Origin of the sequence: Paenibacillus helianthi (assembly GCF_001909055.1) — a bacterium.
GTDB lineage: Bacteria > Bacillota > Bacilli > Paenibacillales > Paenibacillaceae > Paenibacillus_AQ > Paenibacillus_AQ helianthi.
Genome location: NZ_LVWI01000103.1, coordinates 98,035 through 119,611, shown reverse-complemented (window position 1 = coordinate 119,611; position 21,577 = coordinate 98,035). Strand labels below are relative to the sequence as shown.

The 21,577-nt window shown below is 49.1% G+C and carries 20 protein-coding genes; 3 read left to right on the top strand and 17 right to left on the bottom strand.

Annotated elements, in window-relative coordinates:
• Window positions 1-41: 41 nt before the first annotated feature.
• Both A3844_RS30505 and A3844_RS30500 read right to left on the bottom strand, forming a co-directional pair.
• Window positions 42-1,040 carry a histidinol phosphate phosphatase domain-containing protein gene (locus A3844_RS30505; protein ID WP_074109460.1) on the bottom strand — a complete coding sequence of 333 codons (999 nt, stop codon included), beginning with the start codon at window positions 1,038-1,040 and terminating at the stop codon, window positions 42-44.
• 37 nt (window positions 1,041-1,077) lie between these two features.
• Window positions 1,078-1,977 (bottom strand): metallophosphoesterase family protein, encoded by a 900-nt coding sequence (locus tag A3844_RS30500; protein ID WP_074109459.1) that lies wholly within the window; start codon window positions 1,975-1,977, stop codon window positions 1,078-1,080.
• Window positions 1,978-2,294: 317 nt separating this feature from the next.
• Between A3844_RS30500 and A3844_RS30495 the strand changes: the two genes are divergently transcribed.
• On the top strand, window positions 2,295-3,008 hold the full coding sequence (locus tag A3844_RS30495) for a YwiC-like family protein (RefSeq protein WP_074109458.1): 714 nt from the start codon (window positions 2,295-2,297) through the stop codon (window positions 3,006-3,008).
• Between the two features lie 73 nt (window positions 3,009-3,081).
• Here the strand turns inward: A3844_RS30495 and ilvB are convergent, their stop codons facing one another.
• The 11 genes from ilvB to A3844_RS30440 form a co-directional block, all read right to left on the bottom strand.
• Window positions 3,082-4,758 (bottom strand): biosynthetic-type acetolactate synthase large subunit, encoded by a 1,677-nt coding sequence (gene ilvB / locus A3844_RS30490; protein WP_074109457.1) that lies wholly within the window; start codon window positions 4,756-4,758, stop codon window positions 3,082-3,084.
• Window positions 4,759-4,814: 56 nt separating this feature from the next.
• A complete protein-coding gene (gene moaA / locus A3844_RS30485) occupies window positions 4,815-5,831 on the bottom strand; it encodes a GTP 3',8-cyclase MoaA (protein ID WP_074109456.1) in 1,017 nt (338 codons plus the stop codon).
• Between the two features lie 32 nt (window positions 5,832-5,863).
• Window positions 5,864-7,354, bottom strand: coding sequence for an MFS transporter (locus tag A3844_RS30480; protein ID WP_074109495.1), 1,491 nt, complete (start codon window positions 7,352-7,354; stop codon window positions 5,864-5,866).
• Window positions 7,355-7,535: 181 nt separating this feature from the next.
• Window positions 7,536-8,066: a hemerythrin domain-containing protein gene (locus A3844_RS30475; protein WP_074101866.1), complete on the bottom strand. Its 531-nt coding sequence runs from the start codon at window positions 8,064-8,066 to the stop codon at window positions 7,536-7,538.
• 20 nt (window positions 8,067-8,086) lie between these two features.
• Window positions 8,087-8,734 carry a response regulator gene (locus A3844_RS30470; protein WP_074109455.1) on the bottom strand — a complete coding sequence of 216 codons (648 nt, stop codon included), beginning with the start codon at window positions 8,732-8,734 and terminating at the stop codon, window positions 8,087-8,089.
• A gap of 7 nt (window positions 8,735-8,741) precedes the next feature.
• Window positions 8,742-9,809 carry a sensor histidine kinase gene (locus A3844_RS30465; RefSeq protein WP_425270629.1) on the bottom strand — a complete coding sequence of 356 codons (1,068 nt, stop codon included), beginning with the start codon at window positions 9,807-9,809 and terminating at the stop codon, window positions 8,742-8,744.
• Window positions 9,809-10,267, bottom strand: coding sequence for a GAF domain-containing protein (locus tag A3844_RS30460; protein WP_074109453.1), 459 nt, complete (start codon window positions 10,265-10,267; stop codon window positions 9,809-9,811). Before A3844_RS30460 ends, A3844_RS30465 begins: the two co-directional genes overlap by 1 nt.
• 49 nt (window positions 10,268-10,316) lie before the next feature.
• The gene (narI, locus tag A3844_RS30455; protein ID WP_074109452.1) at window positions 10,317-11,003 is read right to left on the bottom strand and encodes a respiratory nitrate reductase subunit gamma; all 687 of its coding nucleotides are present in this window, start codon (window positions 11,001-11,003) and stop codon (window positions 10,317-10,319) included.
• Window positions 11,000-11,566: a nitrate reductase molybdenum cofactor assembly chaperone gene (narJ, locus tag A3844_RS30450; protein WP_074109451.1), complete on the bottom strand. Its 567-nt coding sequence runs from the start codon at window positions 11,564-11,566 to the stop codon at window positions 11,000-11,002. Before narJ ends, narI begins: the two co-directional genes overlap by 4 nt.
• Window positions 11,559-13,136: a nitrate reductase subunit beta gene (gene narH / locus A3844_RS30445; protein ID WP_074109450.1), complete on the bottom strand. Its 1,578-nt coding sequence runs from the start codon at window positions 13,134-13,136 to the stop codon at window positions 11,559-11,561. The genes narJ and narH overlap by 8 nt, the downstream gene beginning before the upstream one ends.
• The gene (locus tag A3844_RS30440; protein ID WP_074109449.1) at window positions 13,126-16,800 is read right to left on the bottom strand and encodes a nitrate reductase subunit alpha; all 3,675 of its coding nucleotides are present in this window, start codon (window positions 16,798-16,800) and stop codon (window positions 13,126-13,128) included. The genes narH and A3844_RS30440 overlap by 11 nt, the downstream gene beginning before the upstream one ends.
• Window positions 16,801-17,117: 317 nt before the next feature.
• Here A3844_RS30440 and A3844_RS30435 point away from each other — a divergent pair, with 317 nt between their 5' ends.
• Window positions 17,118-17,543 (top strand): hemerythrin domain-containing protein, encoded by a 426-nt coding sequence (locus tag A3844_RS30435; protein WP_074101874.1) that lies wholly within the window; start codon window positions 17,118-17,120, stop codon window positions 17,541-17,543.
• A 3-nt stretch (window positions 17,544-17,546) separates the two neighbouring features.
• On the opposite strand, the gene A3844_RS30430 is transcribed toward A3844_RS30435, so the two are convergent.
• Window positions 17,547-18,017: an RrF2 family transcriptional regulator gene (locus tag A3844_RS30430; protein WP_074109448.1), complete on the bottom strand. Its 471-nt coding sequence runs from the start codon at window positions 18,015-18,017 to the stop codon at window positions 17,547-17,549.
• 151 nt (window positions 18,018-18,168) lie between these two features.
• Here A3844_RS30430 and hmpA point away from each other — a divergent pair, with 151 nt between their 5' ends.
• Entirely contained in the window at window positions 18,169-19,350 is a 1,182-nt protein-coding gene (hmpA, locus tag A3844_RS30425; RefSeq protein WP_074109447.1) for an NO-inducible flavohemoprotein, read from the top strand.
• 67 nt (window positions 19,351-19,417) lie between these two features.
• Here hmpA and A3844_RS30420 read toward each other — a convergent pair whose 3' ends face one another.
• From A3844_RS30420 to A3844_RS30410, 3 genes are read right to left on the bottom strand one after another with little or no spacing between them, the layout of a single operon-like run.
• A complete protein-coding gene (locus tag A3844_RS30420; protein ID WP_074101877.1) occupies window positions 19,418-20,125 on the bottom strand; it encodes a Crp/Fnr family transcriptional regulator in 708 nt (235 codons plus the stop codon).
• A 26-nt stretch (window positions 20,126-20,151) separates the two neighbouring features.
• Window positions 20,152-20,313 (bottom strand): rubredoxin, encoded by a 162-nt coding sequence (gene rd, locus A3844_RS30415; protein ID WP_046503928.1) that lies wholly within the window; start codon window positions 20,311-20,313, stop codon window positions 20,152-20,154.
• 34 nt (window positions 20,314-20,347) lie between these two features.
• Window positions 20,348-21,565 (bottom strand): NAD(P)/FAD-dependent oxidoreductase, encoded by a 1,218-nt coding sequence (locus A3844_RS30410; RefSeq protein ID WP_074101878.1) that lies wholly within the window; start codon window positions 21,563-21,565, stop codon window positions 20,348-20,350.
• Between the last annotated feature and the right edge of the window lie 12 nt (window positions 21,566-21,577).

The window sequence follows — 21,577 nt, the reverse complement described above, 5'->3', positions numbered from 1 at the left end:
AACGAGCCTTTCTTCAAGAAGAAAGACTCGCCATGTATTCGTTATTCCAGCCCGTGCCGGCTCCTCTGCCGGTTGTGGAAGGTTACAATGTCCCGTATCCCCGCCTGCTTCAGAAGTTCGAGCTGCTGATCCGTATAGCCGCCAAGATCTTCAGGAAAATGAGCATCGGTGGAGGTCGTGAAAAGCACGCCTTTGGCCGCCAATACCGCCAGGAAAGCCGGGCTCGGGCACATTTCCTGAATTGGATAACGGTACACCATACCTGCGTTAATCTCTGTGGCTGTATCATGTGCAATCAGCAGATCCGCAATTCGCTCATACGATGACAGCAACCGTTGCTCGTCGGGGCGATAGTTGAAGGCTTTGAGGTTATCCAGGTGGGCAACCATATCGAACAAGCGTGAAGTGATCGCATTACCGACGATTTCGAAGAACCGGGCGTACAGTGCTTCCAGATCGAATTGTTCAAAATACGTTTGTGTCGCTGGATTGTCAAAGCCCCAGCCATCTACAAAGTGCACTGAGCCGATAACATAGTCATACGGCTGTTCCGCCAATATACTGCTTAGCTCCAGTTCGCAGCCCGGAAAATAGTCCGCTTCGATACCGAGCCGCAGCTCAATACCCTCGTGCTGCCATTTCTCCTTGTGGAGCTGAATGCATCGTACAAAATCGTCCGAATCTGCCATGCATACTTGGTCCAGCCATTCCCGCTGTAAACGGCCTATCCAGGTATCATCCAGGACCATATGCTTTTCATAATAGGCTTTATATTTCGTGAACCGGTACAGATGATCAACGATGCCGACAGTATGAAGGCCTCTCTTCTTGGCTTGCTCCAGATACAGGTCCAGCCACTCTGTAGTGAAAGCTCCGCCCGCGATGCGCCGTTCCAATAGACGAAAGCTCTCCTGCATCCAAGACAGCGTATGTATCTGCTCACTGCTGCCTTTCATAGCCGCCAGACTCTCGAGCGTACGTTGCAGCCACCTTGGGGAATAGGGTCCTTCTTCCAGATGGAGATGAAAATCTACCTTCATTTCGTATACCCTCCTGTTGTCTCTATCCATGCTTAGGCTACATTACACTGCCATCCTCCAGCCTGATCCAAGTCTCGAAACGCCGCTCCCCTTCCAGGAGTTGTATGACCCGTGCGCCGCGTTGCAGTGCCCCGTAAGTGTTGTGCCCGGTCACCCGGCCATAGGCCAGCGTTATCCCGTGCAGTACGCCTATGTAATCATTGTCATGATCGTGCCCGGCGAAGGCTGCCATCACATCCCCCGCTTCCAGCATCGCTGCGAACCAGCCGCTATTCACTTTGGAGCAGCAGACCATTTCACCTTTTCTCCCGGCTACACGCCCCGACTGCCACACCTCATTGTATTCGGGAATAGGAATATGCATAAAAGCCAGAGCAGGCAGTATTCCGCCGTTTCTCTCACGAATCTTAGCAGATTCCCGGGAATACCATTCGACTTGATTGGGATGAATCCAGGCATACCCTCCGATCGCAGCAGGCGCATATTCACCCGAATCCACGAAATACAGTACCGCCGACTCCCTGTCTCCAGCATGGCTATAGAGAGGTAGCGCATAATTTCCAGTACCGTGTATCTCTTCCGGTCCCGCTTCAGCTACACATAACTCATATTCCGTCAAAATCGCCTGGAGCTCTGCCCGTGTAACCCCCTTCTCCGTATCGTGGTTGCCATAGATCACGGCAAACGGCGTCCCGGCCTGTACCGCTACCTCAATAACCCGCCGGAAGGTGGCCTTAGGGTCCACTGTATCAACGCTGTAAATCAGGTCACCACTGAACACAACCAGATCCGGCTGCTCGGTTTCCAGAATGCGCTGCATAAGCGCCAGTGTCCGGGCATCGCGCTCCGGCTCGATTCCATCCTGGAGATGGATATCGGTAAACTGTACCATTTTAAAAGTTCCATCCGTATGAAAGGTAAGATGTCGGTTATTCATAGTAAGCCTCCTGAAATCCGGGTGATCACTCCTGTGATCCCAAGTTGTTCTTTTGTGCTTTTTCGTTGTTTCGTGTGGCTTTTATTTTAAAATAGCACTATTTGACAAGCAGATGCAAGTATTATTTTTTGCATGACGGTAGTTATAGTGTGAAAGACCTTCTGCGGCGATACTGGATATCCTGTTTGAAGTGCTTATCGTGATGAGTTAGCGAAATCAGCAGTGTGTGCTTGGGATCACTAAATAGTGCCCTGAAGGGTCGTATATTTATAGAGTCGGGGAAATACAGCATCTAATGATATAGGAGGTATGTAATATTGAAAAAGTATATTCCTAATCAACACGGGGCATGGGCTATGCTGATTCTCCCTTTTTTGTTAGGGATGGCAGCCTCACGGGCGCTATTCCTCCATATACCTTTGTTCATTTGCTGGCTGCTGATTTATTTATTCATCTTCCAACTGCTGCAAGGAGTTCGAACGAGACGGTTTGACAGGATTCTCAAGCCGCTCCAAGTGTATGGCCTGTTGCTCCTCCCTTTTATCATTTATCTGGTTGTTGTCGAGCCTCGTCTTCTCTGGTTTGCACTACTGGCACTCCCTCTTTTCGCTGTAAATCTGTACTATGCCAGAACCAAAAACGAACGGGCGCTGCTCAACGATATCTCAGGTATTCTGCTGTTCTGCCTGATGCTGTTTCCCGTATTTTATATTGGCGGCGGGACAAACTGGGAAACGGCTGCCGAATTATTTATTCTAGCATTCCTATATTTTGCAGGTACTGCCTTGTATGTAAAAACAATTATTCGTGAGAAAAATAATCCGCAGTATTATTACGCATCGGTCATATATCACTGTCTATTCCTGCTTACGGGAATATTGATATTCCCTTCCTTAGTCTTCCCCCTGTTGATTCTGCTGGCACGCGCAGCGGGCCTTCCAAGAACCAAGATTACAGCCAAACGGACCGGAATGCTGGAAATTGTCTTTTCAGTCATGCTGTACATATCAGTGATTGTCTTATATTTCTAACCATAGATATCTCCAGGGAAGCAAAGAAGCGGACTCCGATTGCCGGAACCCGCTTCTTTATATTGTGATGCCGCTACTCTTCGATCATGTCGTGATTCCCGGCCCCCGGGGGAACGATGGGATATACATTAGATTCTTCGGTAATATCAAATTCCATGATTACTACACCCTTGGTGTGAAAGGCTTCTTCAATCATGCACTCTGCTTCTTCCAAGCTCTGTGCCCGAAATCCGTGAGCGCCAAAAGATTTGGCTAATGCCACAAAGTCCGGTGAACTGATGTGCACTGCAGAGTACCTTCGCCCAAGAAACAGCTGCTGCCACTGTCTTACCATCCCCAGATATCCATTCTTGAGAATGGCAACCTTCAGGTTAATCTCCAGATCAACAGCTGTCATAATCTCCTGCATATTCATCTGAAAGCTTCCATCCCCTGTGATACAGATGACATCGCGGCTGGGGTAAGCCACTGCTGCACCGATGGCTGCCGGCAATCCATAGCCCATAGTTCCAAGTCCACCGGAGGTTAGAAAAGAGCGCGGTTCGGTAAAGTTGTAATTTCTGGCTGTCCAGATTTGATGCTGGCCTACATCGGTTGAAATGATGGCATTGCCGTCTGTAGCTGCATCAATACATTTTATTACATCCTGCGGAGTCAGTTTCGCTTCTGGTTGTGGGGAAGATTTAGAAGAGCGCTTTATCCACTGTTGAATTTGTTTCTCCCAGGGGGAGTGGTCACTCCTATGTATTTCTTCCATCAATCCGGCAAGCATCTCCGAGATGAGTCCTGTTATGGATAGGTCCACATTAATATTCTTATTCAGTTCAGAGGAATCAATATCAACTTGTATTTTAAAAGAGCCGGGGGAGAATGACTTGCGGTTGCCTGTAACGCGGTCACTGAAGCGGACCCCAAGACATAATACCAAATCAGCTGCCTGCAATGCTCGATTAGCCGCTACAGTTCCGTGCATGCCCACCATACCTAAATGCTGGGGATGGTCGGAAGGCAAGGCGCCCAATCCCATTAATGTGCTCGCAACCGGAAGGCGGAACCGCTCCACAAACTGTTTCAACCATGCGGGCGTATCACCCGGCATACAGCCACCGCCAACAAGGACTAAAGGACGTTCAGCATGATTGAATCGCTCTGCCGCAAGCTCAAGGCTGTGGGCAGGGATTTGTAAATAAGGCTGATAGCCGCGGATATGTAAGGGTGGCGGAGATATTTCACTGTACAGCTTGTCCGCCACTATGGCTGTCATTATGTTCTTCGGCAGATCGATCAAGACAGGACCGGGACGGCCTGACGTGGCCAAATAGAAGGCTTCATTTACAATCCGGTGAAGATCGCCAACTTCCCTAACCATATAATTATGTTTAGTAACCGGCATCGTCATACCGTAAATATCGACTTCCTGGAAGCTGTCCAGACCGATTAATTCGGTAGCCACCTGACCAGTAAGGATAACTAGTGGAATAGAATCCATAAACGCTGTTGCGATTCCGGTAATGGCGTTGGTTGCGCCAGGCCCGCTAGTGACGAGGGCGAGCCCTGGACGCCCCGTAGCCCTTGCGTAACCATCTGCGGCATGAACAGCCGCCTGCTCATGTCTTACCAATACATGTTGTATAGCTTTACAATCAAATAGAGCATCGTACAGAGGAAGCACAGCTCCACCGGGATATCCAAAAATGGTTTCGACGTTCTTGTCAATCAATAGCTGAATCAGCAGTTCTGCTCCGTTCATGGGTGACCATCGACTCCTACTTTATATAGTCATACAATTATGTGTGTCCCAACCCGTCAGCCACCTATATAAGACATACTTATCTTGTTCCTGCTGGCTGCACTTTGTTCCTGACGCTCATCGGAATACCGGTCTCCGCGCAGCTCCCAAATGTCCTTAATTACGCTCATCAGCATACTGTTGTCAGCACCGTTGCGAAGTAATGTCCGCAAATCTGTACCCTTGGATGCAAACAGACAAGTGTAGAATTTACCGTCAGAAGATAGCCTTGCCCGGGTACAAGAGGAGCAAAAAGATTCAGATACCGAAGTGATAAATCCGACCTCTGTCTGACAGTCCTTGTAGCGGTAACGCTGAGCAACTTCCCCCTGGCTCGCCAGCCCCAAAGCCTCAAGCTCATAAACACTTTGAACGCTTTCGAGAATATCCCTTTTGGTTACAACTTTTGCGAGGCTCCAGCCATTGTCATTACCCACATCCATAAATTCAATGAAACGCAGCGTTATGTTGCGTTCCTTGAAATAGGCAGCCATCGGCAGGATCTCCGATTCATTAACGCCTTTTTGAACCACCATGTTGATTTTGATCTCAAAGCCAAGGTCGCGGGCTTGATCGATATTTCTCAGGATAAGAGAAGGTTTTGTCCCTCTTCCGTTCATCTTTCCGAAAATCTCCGGATCCAGCGCATCCAGGCTAATGTTCAAACGCCGCAATCCTGCACTGTACAACCCTTTAGCCTGCTGCCCAAGGAAGACACCGTTAGTGGTCAATCCAATGTCCTCTATTCCATCTATAGACCGAATTTCGGATACAAGCTCGTGAAGATTACTCCGCAGCAACGGCTCTCCCCCGGTCAAGCGAATTTTGACAACCCCCAAGGATACAAAAAGCCTACTCAAACGAAGAATCTCCTCAAAAGACAGCAGCTCGCGGGCAGGCATGAAGGCGTAATTGTCACCGAATACTTCCTTAGGCATGCAGTAAGTACAGCGAAAATTACAACGGTCAGTTACCGAAATTCTCAAATCCCGGATGGGACGTCTTAGTTGATCGGTGATTGGTGTCGTTGTCATACGCCCTCCTTTTATCGCTAATGACCCCCTACTTATTTCTGCGTAATATCGCTGAATGTACCGACATAACGAATATCCGTGCCGGTCTCATCCTTGACAGCACTGATATTCAGCAGTTGGAGATACTCTTCACCATTCTTCCTTCTGTTCCAAATCTCACCCTGCCAAACTCCCTTTGCCCGGATTTCACCCCACATGTTACGGTAAAAATCTTGTGGTTGCCTTCCTGACTTCAGCACATTTGGCAGTTTGCCGAGTACCTCTGCTTCCGTAAAACCGGTAAGCCTCGTAAATGCAGGGTTAACGCTCTTGATAACACCCGAAGCATCTGTAACAAGAATTCCCTGTGCCGTAGATTTGAACACTTCAGAAGTAAGCGCCAGGCGATCGTTGTAATACAGCCAAATGACAAGGACCAGACTCGCCAGAGCCACTTGTGAAAGCAGCATGAACCCGATCGAATATTGGCCTGTGATGGAAAAGATAACGGAGAGCATAATCGGCGGGAAGAATCCGCCCAGCCCTCCCATCATCGAGACAATCCCGTTGGCAATCCCCGCCTGCTTATTGAAATAGAGCGGGACTAATTTGAATATGACCCCATTGCCAATCCCGGCACTGAAGGCAATAGCCAGGCATCCAACCGTGTACAATCCAATAGAGGGCAGAAATGCTAACAGGATTGCTGCAACCGTATAAATACTGAAGGTGCCGATGAGCAGAAATAATGGCTGGAATTTGTCTGCCAACCAGCCGCCAACCGGCCGGAAGAACGTGGCAACGGCAATAAACCCTGCTGTGCGCATGCCTGCATCCACCTTTTCCAGTCCAAAATTGGATACCAGAAAGTTAGGCAGATAAATGGTAAATGCGACAAACGATCCGAACGTAATGAAATAGAAGAGCGAGAACAACCAGAGCTTCTCGTTGGCAGCTACCCCTTTGATCTGTTCAATAATGGGTGTTCTAACCTTAGGCTCATGGCGGTCACCGAAGAAGAAATTCAGTGCAATAAATACCAGCAGAAGGATCAGATACAGCTTCACAGCAGTAGCCCAGCCATAATGGGCAGCTACGATTGGAGCAGTGAATGTAGTAAGGGCCGTACCCAAATTCCCAACCCCGTAGATCCCGTTCACAAACCCGTGCTTTTCTTTTGGGAAATACTTGGGCAGTGAGGTGACCCCTACGGAAAAAACGGCGCCGCCGATCCCTAAAAACAATCCGCCAACAATCAAGTCTATATATGTGGTGGCATTGCTAATATAGAAGACGGGAAACAGCAGCAGGATAAAGCTGACCATAAAAATGATACGCGCCCCGAGAATATTGGCATAATAGCCGAGAGGAATACGCAGGATCGAGCCTAGGACTACGGGAATCGCCGTAACCATAGCCAGTTTTCCGGATGGAATAGATATATCCTCGGAAATAAAGGGCATTAGGGATGAAATAATTACCCATACCATAAAGCCTACGATCAAATTCAGGGTTTGTAACGGCAATTGCAATTTTTTAATCATTCCACTCACCTTTTCCGCCATTTTTATCTGCTGCGTGTATGAACTCACTTCCTGTCCTTATTGTATCTGCCGTGACTCTGCCACTGATATAGGGGAGTCCCCTGTCCCTGAGAGGGTATTCCCTGAAAATAAAAAAACAGCTCCACCATCCCAATGGGGACAGTGAAGCCGTATGCAGATTTCATGTAATGAGCGTATTCATTCTAGAGAAAAGCCGTTTATGATCCGGCTCGCTCAGCTGAGTTTCAGCCATTGGAAAAATGACCGCTTCTTCTTTGACCAAATGAACGGTTAATATTTCAAAAGCCTCTCCGGCATCCTTCACGGCGGATATCATCTTTGCCAGCGGCACCAGTTCCAAATCGCCTGCCGTATGGTGAAGGAAATGACCCAAATATCCATCGATCTCCACATGCTCTTCCTGAATACCAACCAGCGGCCCTTGTTCAAAACCTATGTAGCTTCCGAGCAGCGGGAAAAAATGTTCTTCTTCTTTTTGTGTATGCTTGGCAAGCGGAATCTGAAACTCCATAATGAGCCTCCGCAGCTCCCTGATCCTGTGCCTGGCTTCCTCCTCGCCCGGGAGGTCGTCTTGTTCAAAAGAAAGAACAATCGTATGCCATTCTTGCATCAGAAAGGACAAATAGCGGTGCTCGTTCTCTAGAATGCGCATAGCGGGAGAAGTAGCGGACAAACCGGCGGAATTTGGCATATATATCCTCCAATCCGTGCTTAGAAATCCAGCAGCTTTTTTTTCAAGGCATATTCGACCAGCTCGGGCCGGCTCTTCAGGTGTAATTTTTCCATGATCTTTGATTTATGGGCTTCAACTGTCTTCACGGAGATAAACAGCCTTTCAGCGATCTCTTTATTTCCGTAGCCTTTGGCGATCAGCGGCAAAATCTCCAGCTCCCGCTTGGACAGCAATTCAAACGGGTCTTCTGAAGCGGCTGTTTTGTCCTTTTTAATAAATTCACGGACCAGGGAGGTAGCCAATTTGGGGTGAATATAGGTTCCTCCCTGATGGATGGTGCGAATAGCCAGTAAAAGCTCCTCATCCGGCGCACTTTTCAGCACATAACCTGACGCTCCGTTCTTCAGGACATGGAACAGATATTCTTCATCATCATGCATGGTCAGAATCAATATTTTGGTATCGGGGTAATCCTCCTTGATTTTGCCTGTTGCAATTAGTCCGCTCTCTCCTGGGGGCATGCTAAGATCCATGATCAGGATATCCGGCCTGCATTTTGCTACCAACGCATAGGCTTCAATCCCGTCGGCAGCAGCACCAATGACTTCGATGTCATCCTGGAAATTCAGAATCATGGCAAAACCGCTGCGCACAATGGCATGGTCGTCTGCGATAACGATCTTCATCCGGTGATCATTCCTTTCCACTACCATCTCCGACAGGAACTTGAATGAAAATCGAGGTTCCCATTCCCGTCTCCGTCCTTATGCTGAAGCTGCCTCCTACTAATTCTGCCCGCTCCTGCATGCCGTATAATCCCAGTCCGGTGCCACTCGGCTCATCCCCTGGGCTAAATCCGATACCTTCATCTTCGATCGTGAGTTTCAGCATTCCGTCCCGCTCGGTAAGTTTTACTTGGACCAAGTCTACCTGTGCATACTTAAGAGCATTGAGCACAGCTTCCTGACAGACCCGGTACATCACCGTTTCTATTTCACTGTCATAGCGGTTCTCTGAGAGATCGGATTCAAATTCTATAATGAGCCCGTAGATTTGCTCCAGCCGTTTAAAGTGTGAGCGAAAGGCTGCTTCAAGTCCGAAATCATCGAGAGCAGCCGGGCGAAGCTCCACGGAGAGATTGCGGATATCGTTCAAGAGCCGCGTCATGGATACTTCTGTCTGCTTCACCTTCTTAAGAATGTTGTCATCTGCGGTCATATACTTAAGCACCCGCAAATCCACTACAGCGCTCATAAGCTCCTGTGCGACGCTGTCATGCAGCTCACGGGAAATCCGTTTGCGCTCATTCTCTTGGGCTTCAATCACATGCTTCATCATTTTATTCTGATAAAATTTCTCTTGGGTCTTGAATTGTCTGGTTAGATCCCGGAGCATTAACACCCGAATTCCATTCTTGGAATCTATGGTATGAAAGCTTGCTGTGTAGGGGACAATCCCTTTATATTTTGTCTCAAGGTAGACCTGGTAAGAGGTGAAATCCTCAGATTCCGGCGTATGAAAAAAGCAGTTGAGACAGGTGCGGAGCTCCTGGTCACTGGTATAACCCCTGCATGTACCGCAGAGGGCAAGGGAATTCCCTTGCTCCAGCTGGTTCAGAAAGTCATTGTCCACAATACTGGAGGCCGCCGGATTCATTGCCAGCGTCTTTCCTTCCCTGTCAAAAAAGAAGATAGCCTCCCTGCTGTTCTCGAACAGCTTCAGCATCAGAATATTTAGTGAATCCATCCCGGTTGGCAGCATCAACTCAGCAACAATTCCTTCCCGTTCAAGTCTCCAATACCCTTGCGTGACGTATTCTCCAGATCCTTCAACATCATTTCATTCACCTGCTGAATTCCCCGGAAACCGCCGAGAAGCACACCAGCGACGCGGGCATCATTCCAAAGCGGTACTGCCCCGATGCTTTGCAGTTCCTCAGATTTAACTATCGGATAATTAAACAGCATTTCTTGCTGTACCTGTTCTTTTACTGAAGAGAGCAAAAACGACTTTCCGGTCTTGAATACTATTCCCGCCACCCCTCTTCCCGACTGAAGAACAATCCGTTTATACCGGGAATTCAGATTGCCGGAGGCGTATTTCCATCGGATGACATAGTCATATTCTGCAGGGTCGGCAAGTGCCAATGACATGAAGTCATACCCTAGTGCTTCACGGATTTGGTCTAGTTCCAGCTGATAATCGACCTTGTTTTTCATCGTTTTCTCTCCTATTTGAACAGGGAAAGAAGTGCTCACTTACTTTCCATTAATTCGATTTATGTCTTCTGTATAGAATATAACTTCTGCCTACATAATTCAACGGAACACTCCATACATGAACAAGCCGGGTAAAGGGCCAAAATGCGAAGATGGCGAAACCCGACAAGACGTGAATTTTAAAAGAAAGCGGCACCGTTGTCATTAACGAAGGATCGGGTCTGAACATGAACAAGCCGCGGAACCATACGGAAATGGTCTCCCGGTAATCAAATTCAGGCTGTACGGCATTGGTAACAAGGGTGGAGTACATGCCCATAAATACAATGAACAAGAGCAGAGAATTTACAATCAAATCAGATGCGCTGCTAAGCCGCCGGACATTCTTGAGCGTAAATCGGCGCGAGGTAAGAATCAGCATCCCGGCAAGGGTGGCTATTCCAAAAATCCCACCGATATATACAGCCCCAATGTGATACGTGTGTTCACTTACACCCACAGCCTCCATCCATGATTTCGGAACAACTAGGCCGCCGATATGCCCGAATATAACCGGAATTATTCCAAGATGAAAGAGAATACTCCCATATTTCAACTGTTTCTTCTCGATGAACTCACTGGATTTGGCCGTCCAGTTGAACTGGTCTCTCCGGTAACGGTAAATATGCCCGACGATAAAAATAACTAAACAAATGTAAGGAATTATGACCCATAAGAATTGATCGAACATATTCATTGACTGAAAGCCTCCTGTTCGATGCAAGCTTTGAGTGTTTCCCGAAGGCCCTTCACCAGATGAAAATACGGACTTTCATTTTTGTCCAGCGCCTGGAGCAAGTGGTACGTTCCATCCTCAAGAACCGCAATCAGCATCCGGAAATTCTCGGGTGCCCGGGGATCGTTACGCCATTCAGCTGCATATAGAAATTCACACATGAGCGGCAAATAATCCGGCAGCTCCCCTTCCGGCATTTCAAGGCCGTACATTTCATAGAGCATTTTCAGTTTCGCTAGGATTTGACCGCGCTCCTTGGCATCCTCAAACTTAAAATAGGTCATATAAAGTGCACAGTCCCGCTGAAAATCAAATGTTGCTGCATACCGTTCCTGGATTTCATCCAAACTGTAGCACTGCATGAGCGCCCCATACCTTTGCACATGATTGTAAGCCGGATGCCCCACTTCGAACGCCTCATCCTGAAAAGACTGTTGAAAATCCTGCTTTTCCGGATACATCAGCTGCAGGGCATAGTACCCGAAAGAAGGCTTGAATGTACACAGCTTCGTTAAGTCAATCACGCCAAATCCCTCCGTAGAAGTTCTCTTCGTAGATTTCCTTCGCGGTCTTCGTCTCTGAACCGGCCCCATCTGCCGGTCCGCAGCCATCACATCCCGACCCGAACCCGGAACCCATATCTCCCATCCGGTTACCGTACCCTGCTGAACCTTGGGCACGGTAAGGATTCATGGTTTGTTCCTTATGCGAAGTCGGAATCACGAAGCGGTCCTCATATTTGGCAATAGCCAAAAGACGGTACATCTGTTCCGTCTGCTGTGCGGTCAGGCCTACACGCTCAAGACGGCTCGGATCGAAGGGTAGATTGGCTGACTTGGCTCGCATATAGGAGCGCATCATAGCCATCCGCTGCAGAGCTTCTTTTACAGTCTGCGTGTCACCAGCAGTCAGCATATTGGCCAAATACTGAATCGGTGTCCGCATTTCCTCGATCGCCGGAAAGATCATGTCCGGATTCTTTAGAGAATCCTTCCCTTCAAAGTAGTTCATAATCGGGCTGAGCGGAGGTACATACCATACCATCGGCAGGGTCCGGTATTCCGGGTGCAGCGGGAACGCGAGCTTGTGCTCAATGGCGAGCTTGTAGACCGGCGAATTCTGGGCGGCTTCCAGCCAATCTTCTGAGATCCCGTCTTTTCTGGCCTGGGCAATAACTTCAGGATCATGAGGGTTCATAAACAAATCACATTGAGCTTTGTACAGATCTTTCTCATCCGGTGTCGAAGCAGCCTCCAGCACCTTGTCTGCGTCGTAGAGCAGTACGCCAAGATAACGGATACGCCCGGTACAGGTCTCTGAGCATACCGTTGGCAAGCCGGCCTCCACACGCGGGAAGCAGAAGGTGCATTTTTCCGCTTTGTTGGTTTGCCAGTTGAAATATACTTTTTTATAAGGGCAGCCTGTCATGCAATATCTCCAGCCCCGGCAGGCCTCCTGATCCACCAGAACAATGCCGTCCTCCTCCCGTTTATACATCGCACCCGATGGACAAGAGGCGACACAGCTGGGGTTGAGGCAATGTTCACAGAGGCGCGGCAGATAGATCATAAACGACTGTTCAAAGTTGAATTTGATCTCCTCTTCAATCTTCTGGATATTGGGATCAAGGGGTCCGGTCACGTGTGCGCCGGCCAGATCATCCTCCCAGTTCGGCCCCCACTCCAGGTCCATCTTCTCGCCTGTTACTGCTGAATGTGCGCGTGCCACAGGTGAATGCTTCTGTTCCCCCGCTTCCGTCAGATGCTCATAATTGTAAGTCCAGGGTTCATAATAATCTTTCATTTCCGGCATGTCCGGGTTATAAAAAATCTTCCCGAGCGCAATCTTGGACAACTTGTTGCCGGATTTCAGCTCAAGCTTGCCTTTGCGGAGCTGCCAGCCCCCCTTGTAGAGTTCCTGGTCTTCCCAGCGTTTCGGATATCCGATGCCCGGCTTCGTTTCAACATTATTAAACCACATGTATTCCGCACCTTTGCGGTTTGTCCAGGTCGTTTTGCAGGTCACGCTGCAGGTATGACAGCCTATGCACTTATCCAGATTCATCACCATTGCAACTTGCGCTTTAATCTTCAAGCCAGTTAACCTCCTTCATTTTTCGCACCGCTACGTATACATCACGCTGGTTGCCGATTGGACCATAGTAGTTGAAACCATAGCTGAGCTGTGCGTAACCCCCAACCATCTGGGTGGGCTTAAGATGAATTCGGGTGGGTGCATTATGACTGCCGCCACGCGTATCTGTGATCTCGGAGCCGGGAACTTGAATATGCTTGTCTTGCGCGTGATACATGAACATGGTGCCTCTGGGCATCCGGTGGCTGACTACGGCGCGGGCAGTGACCACGCCGTTCCGGTTATAGACTTCCAGCCAATCATTATCGGCTATACCGTGCTGCTCGGCATCCTCGTTATTGATCCACACCGTTGGCCCCCCGCGGAACAGGGTCAGCATATGCTGGTTGTCCTGGTAGGTCGAGTGAATATTCCATTTGCCGTGCGGCGTTAAGTACCGGAGGACAAGCGCATCCTGCCCGCCCTTCACTTCTTTGTCGCGCGGTCCAAATACCATGGGCGGCAAGGTAGGTTTATAGATTGGCAACGCTTCTCCAAACTGCTGGAAGATCTCGTGATCAATGTAGAAATGCTGCCTGCCTGTCAATGTCCGGAACGGGACAAGACGTTCAATATTGGTGGTGAACGGCGAATATCGGCGCCCTTGCTTGTTAGAGCCGCTGAATACCGGTGTAGGAATCACTTCCCGTGGCTGTGCAGTGATGCTATGGAAAGTAATTTTTTCTGCAGCCCGGTCGGCTGAGATATCCCTTAACACTACGCCGGAATCCTTCTCCGCTTGTGCGTAGGCTTTCTGGGACACCCGGCCATTGGTTGCGGATGACAGATGAAGAATCGTGTCCGCTACCTGGCGTGCGGTTTGAATTTTGGGCAAGCCGTCTTTAATCGAATCATCATAAAAAACTCCGTTCAGACGCTTCAGCTCTTCATATTCCTCAGCCACGGAGAAGCTGATGCCATGTGCGCCTGCTTTGCCGGTGATCAGATTAGGTCCGAGTGAAATGTATTTATCATGGATCTTGGTATAATCCCGTTCCACAATACTCAGATTCGGCATTGTTTTACCAGGAATAGCTTCCACTTCACCCTTGGCCCAATCTTTGACCAAACCCATCGGCTGTGAAATCTCACTGATGGAATCATGAGCAAGCGGTGTGGCAACCAGATCCTTATAGACACCCGGCAGCTCTGATTTCGCCATTTCCGAGAAAACTTCCGAGAGCTGGCGGTATATATCCCAATCCGAACGGGATTCCCACAGCGGATTGACCGCAGGATTAAACGGATGAACAAATGGATGCATATCCGTAGATGATAAATCCGTCTTCTCATACCAGGTTGCTGCCGGAAGAACGATATCTGCATACAGCGGCGTTGTCGTCATCCGGAAATCCAGCGCGACCATTAGATCCAGCTTGCCTTCTACATCCTCCCGCCAGACGATTTCTTCAGGCTTCTGCTCTTCATTCGGCCGGGCAAGCAGGCCATCCGATGCGCCGAGCAGATGCTTCATGAAGTATTCCTGTCCTTTCGCGGAGCTGGATATCAGATTCGAGCGCCAAATAAACAAGGTTCGCGGGAAGTTCTCCGGTGCGCCCGGATCTTCCACGGCAAAACGGGTCGTCCGTGATTTGATCTCCTCCAGCGTATGATTGATAATCTCAGCGTTGGATTTCTTCCCCTGCTGAGCAGCTTCTTCCGCGAACAAGAGACTATTTTTATTAAACTGCGGGAAGGATGGCAGCCAGCCCAGCCTTGCCGCAAGTACATTGTAATCAGCGGGGTGCTGGTAGGCTACCTCTCCTGCTGTCGGTGACTTGAGCGAATCGGTACCACTCTCTTCGTAACGCCATTGTTCTGTCGCAAAATAGAAGAACGACGTAGCATTCTGCTGCCGGGATATGCCCTGCCAATCCTTCGCGAAGGCGATGGTAGACCATCCCTCGATCGGGCGGCATTTTTCTTGACCGACATAATGCGCCCAGCCGCCGCCATTTACTCCTTGGGACGCCGTAAGGACCACAAGGTTCAATATGGAGCGGTAGATGGTGTCGCTATTGAACCAGTGATTAATCCCGGCACCCATGATGATCATGGAGCGTCCGCCGGTATCGATGGCGTTCTGGGCAAATTCTCGGGCAATCTGGACCACGACACTGGATTTCACACCTGTAATGTTCTCCTGCCATGCAGGGGTATAGTGCGAAGCGCTATCGTCATAATCCTTGGCGCTGTGAAGACTCTCTATCCTGCTGATCCCGTATTGACTCATCATCAGATCATACACGGTTGCGCCGTACCGTTCCGTTCCGTCAGCAAGCCGTATTTTTATTGCCGGAATCATCCGACTGAATGTACCATTCCCCGCTTGATCGAAGTAAGGGAATACAATTTCTACCCACTGCTCGGCATGACCATCGACAGATAACGCAGGGTCAATCGTCGTTCCGTCCTCCCGTTCGAGAATCAGATTCCATTTCTTATCCGTCTCCCAGCGCTGCCCCATCGTACCGTTAGGCACAATCAGCTCCCCGGAACCCGAATCATAGATTACAGGTTTCCAGTCTGCATGTGGAGAAGAATCACCGAGATCGCTGGCACGCAGGAAACGGCCGCCCTTTAAGGATTGCTCATGAGGGTCCAGGAGGATGATGAAGGGCATGTCCGTAAACTGCTTGGCATAATCCATGAACATAGGTTCTTTACGTTCATTATAGAATTCCTTCAAAATCACATGAGTCATTGCCTGTGCCAATGCAGCATCGGTACCTGGATTAGGTGCGAGCCAGTTATCAGCAAATTTGACGTTCTCCGCCAAATCCGGTGCTACGGATACCACTTTGGTTCCTTTATACCGGACCTCGGTCATGAAGTGAGCATCTGGTGTCCGGGTTAACGGTACATTCGAGCCCCACATGATCAAATAGCCGGCATTATACCAATCTGAGGATTCAGGTACATCCGTCTGCTCGCCCCAAATTTGCGGTGAAGCCGGAGGCAGATCAGCATACCAGTCGTAAAAGCTGAGCATTTGTCCGCCAATGAGCGAGATGAACCGCGCACCCGAAGCATAGCTGACCATCGACATCGCCGGAATCGGAGTAAAACCGGCAATCCGGTCAGGCCCATATTTTCGTATGGTATAGATTAGCTGTGCCGATATCAGACGAAGCGCATCGTCCCATGCAACCCGGATATGACCGCCTTTCCCCCGGGCTTTTTTATAGAGATCCGCTTTCTCCGGGTCTTCCACGATACTTGCCCAAGCATCCACGGGGTTGTCATGCTCCTGAAGTGCTGCCTTCCACAGCCGCCACAGTTTCCCTCTCATATAGGGGTATTTCACCCGAAGCGGACTATATTCATACCAGGAAAAGGTTGCGCCTCTGGGGCAGCCCCGGGGTTCGAACTCCGGCATATCAGGTCCGCAGGACGGATAGTCAATCTGTTGATTCTCCCAGGTAATAATGCCGTTCTTCACGAAAACCTTCCAGCTGCAGGAACCCGTACAGTTCACTCCATGCGTGGTGCGGACCACTTTATCATGGGACCAGCGCTGGCGGTACATATCTTCCCAATCCCTATTCTTTTCCTCCAGAATGGACCACTTCCCGGAATAGCTTTCAACAGGCTTAAAAAAGTTCAAGCCGAATTTTTTCTTCATCGCTTACAAACACTCCTTTGCAGAATGAAGGACATGGAAGAGTCCGACTCACTATTCATTCGAATACCTCCATTATGGAGGCCCCCGGCCGGAGTTCCCATTAGGGAATGTCCTATAGTCCCGCGGGAAATCCCTTGATTCCGCAAAAAGTCAAAAGCCCTCCTTTGGAGTAGGAGAGCTTTGATAAGGTTATGGGAATGTATGCTATACCAACTGTAGTTAGGGAATTCCCTCTTTTTATAAAGGGGATGTCCTAACCGGAAATTTCACAGCGGTCTTCTATGTTATACTGAGAAAAAAATGGGGGAGGATATACAATGGTAGGACCTTCATTACGCCAATTACACGCCCATCATGCCATACATCAAGGCGGACTGTCCGGTGCAATAGCTAAAACTGAAGAAGTCGAGAACCTGCTGGAGGCACGGGAATTCGAAGTTGCGCGTCAAGCAGCCGATCACCTCGTAGAATATTGGGAAACGAGGATACTGAGTCATGCCGAAGCAGAGGAAGAGGGATTCTACCCGGAGATGGCAATGAATAATCCCGGTTTGCAGCATGCAGTAACCAAGCTGACACGTGATCATGAGCTGCTCCGGATGATCATTGCAGATATCAAATCCATGCTTGACGAAGATGGACTCACACCGGAGGTGCTTCAGCAGTTTCATGCTCTTATCGTAGTGAATGCCATTCACAGCAGGGATGAGGAAAGGCTGCTGCTGGAGGAGCCCTCTCAATAAATGCTATTCGTACCGGATTCCATGTGGGTTATGTTCAACTTCTTTATGAAAGATTGCCTGAAGATCATGCTTGTTCAGCAGCAAATCTGCAAGCGTATATTCACTAAGCACCTGTAAATAGGCAGCCAGTGCTCTGCCGAGCACACCTTTTAATCCGCACACCGGGGTAATCGGGCAGCTGTTGCCGGCAGGGTTAAAGCATTCCACAAGGTGAAAATCGTCCTCCATCCGGCGCACAACTTCACCGATGTTTATCAGTTCTGGCCGTTTGGCCAGGCGTATTCCCCCTCCTCGGCCTCTTACCGCTTCGATATATCCTGCTTGTCCGAGCTCATGGGACACCTTCATTAAGTGATTCTTGGATATATGATAAGCGTCAGAGATGTCTTGGATGGTCGAAAGCTCGCTTTGCTCTTTAGCCCCGAGATACATGAGGATACGCAATGAAAAATCAGTGTACATGGTAAGCCGCATTGATTCCGCCGTCCTTTAAATGAAGTATGTGATCTTTGTTGCAAATGATACCACAAATAGTGTCCATTTTGTTAAAGTGGTATTTTAAATATATCTTTTAAAAACAAAAGAGTATATATTAAATTTGTAATAATGAGAGGAGTGAACGGTCATTTTATCCACACAAACACGTGAAATCGTCAAATCCACAGCCCCTGTCTTAGCGGAACATGGAACAGCCATAACTACGGTGTTCTACCGGAATCTCTTTGCGGCCCACCCTGAGCTTTTAAATGTATTTAATCATGCCAATCAGGCACAAGGCCGGCAACAGACTGCCCTTGCGAATGCAGTATACGCAGCTGCAGTTCACATTGACAACCTGGAGAACATTTTGCCGGCAGTCGTCCAGATCGCCCACAAGCATGTCAGTCTTGGTATTAAACCGGAGCAGTATCCAATTGTCGGTGAATTTCTGCTAAAAGCGATCAAGGAAGTGCTTGGAGACGCGGCAACCGATGAGATCCTGAAGGCTTGGGAAGAAGCTTACGGTGTGATCGCAGCTGCCTTCATTGGGGTTGAAGCGAACATGTACAAGGAAGCGCGCGAGCAAGAGAACGGGTGGAACTTCTTCAAACCGTTTACCGTCGTCCGCAAAGTACAGGAAAGCGACAGCATTACTTCTTTCTATCTGCAGCCAGCTGACGGATCAGGCGTACCGGAGTTCAAACCAGGGCAGTACATCTCCGTTCGTGTTCTGATTCCGGGCGAACAGTATACTATGATCCGCCAGTACAGCCTCTCTCAAGCCTCGAAGCCGGATGAGTTCCGTATCTCGGTGAAACGGGAAGCAGACAATGATCCGAATGGTGTTGTCTCTGTCTACCTCCATAAGCAGGTGAACGAAGGAGACACTGTGGAAGTAAGTGCACCTGCCGGAGAATTCCTGCTGGATACTACAAAAACCACACCGGTGGCTTTTATCTCCGGCGGTGTTGGAATCACGCCTATGATGAGCATGCTCGAAACGGTTGCAGTGTCATCGCCCGAGCGCCCTACTGTATTCCTGCATGCAGCACGCAATGAATCGCTTGCCGCTTTTGGTCATGATATCGAGAAGCATGCGCTGAACATGAGCAATATCAAATATAAAACCTTTTATTCAAGCGGCCCGGACGGCCAAATCACTCGTGAAGCATTAGCGTCGTACGTTGATCCTGCTGGTGATGCCTATGTATGCGGGCCGGTTCCTTTCATGGAAGCCATGATCCGTGAACTGCTGGCGATAGGGATGAAAGAGGATCAGATCCATTATGAGTTTTTTGGTCCGGCCATGCAATTAGAACAAGCCTAGTCACACAAAATAAAAAAAGAGTGCGCCAGAATCTAAATTCCGGAGCACTCTTTTTTCTCTTTACTGTTCAGTCAATGTATTTCTCCAAGGAGGGCCGGTTCCGGATAATCATCCGCTTATTGCCAACCAGCTCTATCAGCCCCAGATCTTCAAAGATGGCAAATTTCCGGCTAATGGTCTCCCGGGTAACCCCAACGTAATTTGCCAGCTCTTCACGGGACAGCGGGAGATCGATATGGATCTTGCCGCCACGATTTTTACCATAGACATCGCTAAGCTCCAGAATCATATAGGCAATCCGGATTTCGGGGTCCTTGGTAGCAAGGCTTTGCGCCAGATTCTCGGTATGGGCCAGCCTTTTGGTTACCGTACTAAGCAGTTTGAACGCGATATCCGGATTCGCCATAATCAGCAGCTCCATATCTGTTTTGGTCAGCATGCAGATACTGGTATCCTTCAGTGCATAGGCGCTAAAGTTGCTGAGTTCATCGCTGTTGAAGATACTCAGCTCACCAAAAAAATCACCGGCTGTCAAAATGTGCAGGATTTGTTCCTTTCCCTGCGGGGTCATTTTGGACAGTTTCACTTGCCCTTGCTGAATAATGTATAAGGTATCCGTCGGCTGTTCTTCCAGAATCAAGGGCTGTCCCTTGGCGTACTTCCGGTGGATAATCATCGCACTGACCCGGGAGAGATCCGCATCAGAAAGGGAAGCGAAGATCGGTACTTTTCGGGTGCAGGGCTCTGCGGCATTTTGGCAGGAATGTTCCGGCATATCGGGTCTCTCCTTTATCTTATTCTTTATGAGATGGGTGAAAAATGACTGGTATCCTCGCCGCAGACCGGACAGACCCAATCCTCAGGCAAATCTTCAAAAGCAGTGCCCGGTGCCACATCCTCATCGGGATCACCCAACGCCGGATCATAAATATAACCGCAAGGCTCACATACATATTTTTTCATTAGGTTGATCTCCTCTTTTTTTAAGTTCAATGATTTAGCTTTGCAATCTACGCTTAACTTCCGTCATAATTTCTGAAATACTTCGGGAAAGATCAATGCCTTCCAGGCTGCAGCCTGTCTCGATAGCGGATTTATAGGCCAGTGAGGCCGCTGCACCCTCCCAGGAAACAGCTCCGGTCATTGTGTGATCTTTCGCAAATATCTGCGTATACACCCCGTTCTCCAGTGCGGACACACTCTGGTCACACCGTGCTTCGTCGGTGTCTCCAATCGAAAAAAGCGAGATTCCAAACGCATTAAAGAAGGTGACCGGAACAGCTTTGCGGTAAGCAACAGGTTCAGCAGCCGCCATATTGTTACCGGCAATACGTCCCTGCTCCATGGCTCCTCCCCACAAACCTTCCACATGCCCGTTCATTTCCGCTATATCTCCGGCCGCATAGACATGGGGTGCACTGGTCTCCATGTTGGCATTCACGACAATACCTGAACGGGTATCAATCGGTGTGTCCTTAACAAGAGCGGTATTCGGCACAATCCCAATCGAATAAACTACATGATCACAGGCAATGGCAGAACCATCGTCAAGCGTAATTCCCGCAACGGATTCCTCACCCGTAATCGAGGTCACACCGGAATGCAAAATAACGTTCACACCGGATTGTTCCAGGGTGTGTTTAAGCATCTTGGAAGATGTCACATCCAGTTGGCGGGCCATTAACCGCGGAGCCGCTTCAACAACCGTCACTTCATAACCAGCTTCATGTAAGGCCCATGCCGTTTCCAAACCCTGTACACCACCGCCGATCGTAACAATACGGTTGCCGCCTTCGAGACTCGCTTTCAGGGAATCAGCATCTTCCATATCCCGGATCGTATGGACATTCTTCAGTTCTGCACCTTGTACTGGGAGCATACGGTTTCTCGCCCCCATACAGAGCAGAAGCTTATGGTAATGAATAACTTTGCCGTCCGCTGTTACCACTTGCTTCCGGTCTGTGTGAATGTTTGTTACCCGGGTAGAGGTTTGCACAGTGATGCGGTTGTCTTTATACCACTTTTCCTTCTTGATCAGCACCTTTTCACTGTGCAAATCGGTGAACAAGCCTTTGGTCAGCTTAATCCGGTTGTAGGGCAAATGTTCTTCCTCACCCAGAATGGTGATCTCCGTATCGGGGTCCTGATCGCGGATCGCCTTGGCGGCATGAACAGCAGCCACTCCACTGCCAACAATTAGATAATGTCGATTCATGATCTGCCCCCC

Excerpts from the sequence above, each read along its gene's own strand:
- A3844_RS30410 (WP_074101878.1), bottom strand. The coding sequence starts at position 21,565 with ATGAATCGACATTATCTAATTGTTGGCAGTGGAGTGGCTGCTGTTCAT.
- A3844_RS30480 (WP_074109495.1), bottom strand. The coding sequence starts at position 7,354 with ATGATTAAAAAATTGCAATTGCCGTTACAAACCCTGAATTTGATCGTA.
- A3844_RS30505 (WP_074109460.1), bottom strand. The coding sequence starts at position 1,040 with ATGAAGGTAGATTTTCATCTCCATCTGGAAGAAGGACCCTATTCCCCA.
- A3844_RS30465 (WP_425270629.1), bottom strand. The coding sequence starts at position 9,809 with ATGCTGCCAACCGGGATGGATTCACTAAATATTCTGATGCTGAAGCTG.
- A3844_RS30420 (WP_074101877.1), bottom strand. The coding sequence starts at position 20,125 with ATGCCGGAACATTCCTGCCAAAATGCCGCAGAGCCCTGCACCCGAAAA.
- A3844_RS30440 (WP_074109449.1), bottom strand. The coding sequence starts at position 16,800 with ATGAAGAAAAAATTCGGCTTGAACTTTTTTAAGCCTGTTGAAAGCTAT.
- A3844_RS30500 (WP_074109459.1), bottom strand. The coding sequence starts at position 1,977 with ATGAATAACCGACATCTTACCTTTCATACGGATGGAACTTTTAAAATG.
- moaA (WP_074109456.1), bottom strand. The coding sequence starts at position 5,831 with ATGACAACGACACCAATCACCGATCAACTAAGACGTCCCATCCGGGAT.
- A3844_RS30460 (WP_074109453.1), bottom strand. The coding sequence starts at position 10,267 with ATGAAAAACAAGGTCGATTATCAGCTGGAACTAGACCAAATCCGTGAA.
- A3844_RS30470 (WP_074109455.1), bottom strand. The coding sequence starts at position 8,734 with ATGAAGATCGTTATCGCAGACGACCATGCCATTGTGCGCAGCGGTTTT.
- rd (WP_046503928.1), bottom strand. The coding sequence starts at position 20,313 with ATGAAAAAATATGTATGTGAGCCTTGCGGTTATATTTATGATCCGGCG.
- narI (WP_074109452.1), bottom strand. The coding sequence starts at position 11,003 with ATGAATATGTTCGATCAATTCTTATGGGTCATAATTCCTTACATTTGT.
- A3844_RS30475 (WP_074101866.1), bottom strand. The coding sequence starts at position 8,066 with ATGCCAAATTCCGCCGGTTTGTCCGCTACTTCTCCCGCTATGCGCATT.
- A3844_RS30435 (WP_074101874.1), top strand. The coding sequence starts at position 17,118 with ATGGTAGGACCTTCATTACGCCAATTACACGCCCATCATGCCATACAT.
- A3844_RS30430 (WP_074109448.1), bottom strand. The coding sequence starts at position 18,017 with ATGCGGCTTACCATGTACACTGATTTTTCATTGCGTATCCTCATGTAT.
- ilvB (WP_074109457.1), bottom strand. The coding sequence starts at position 4,758 with ATGAACGGAGCAGAACTGCTGATTCAGCTATTGATTGACAAGAACGTC.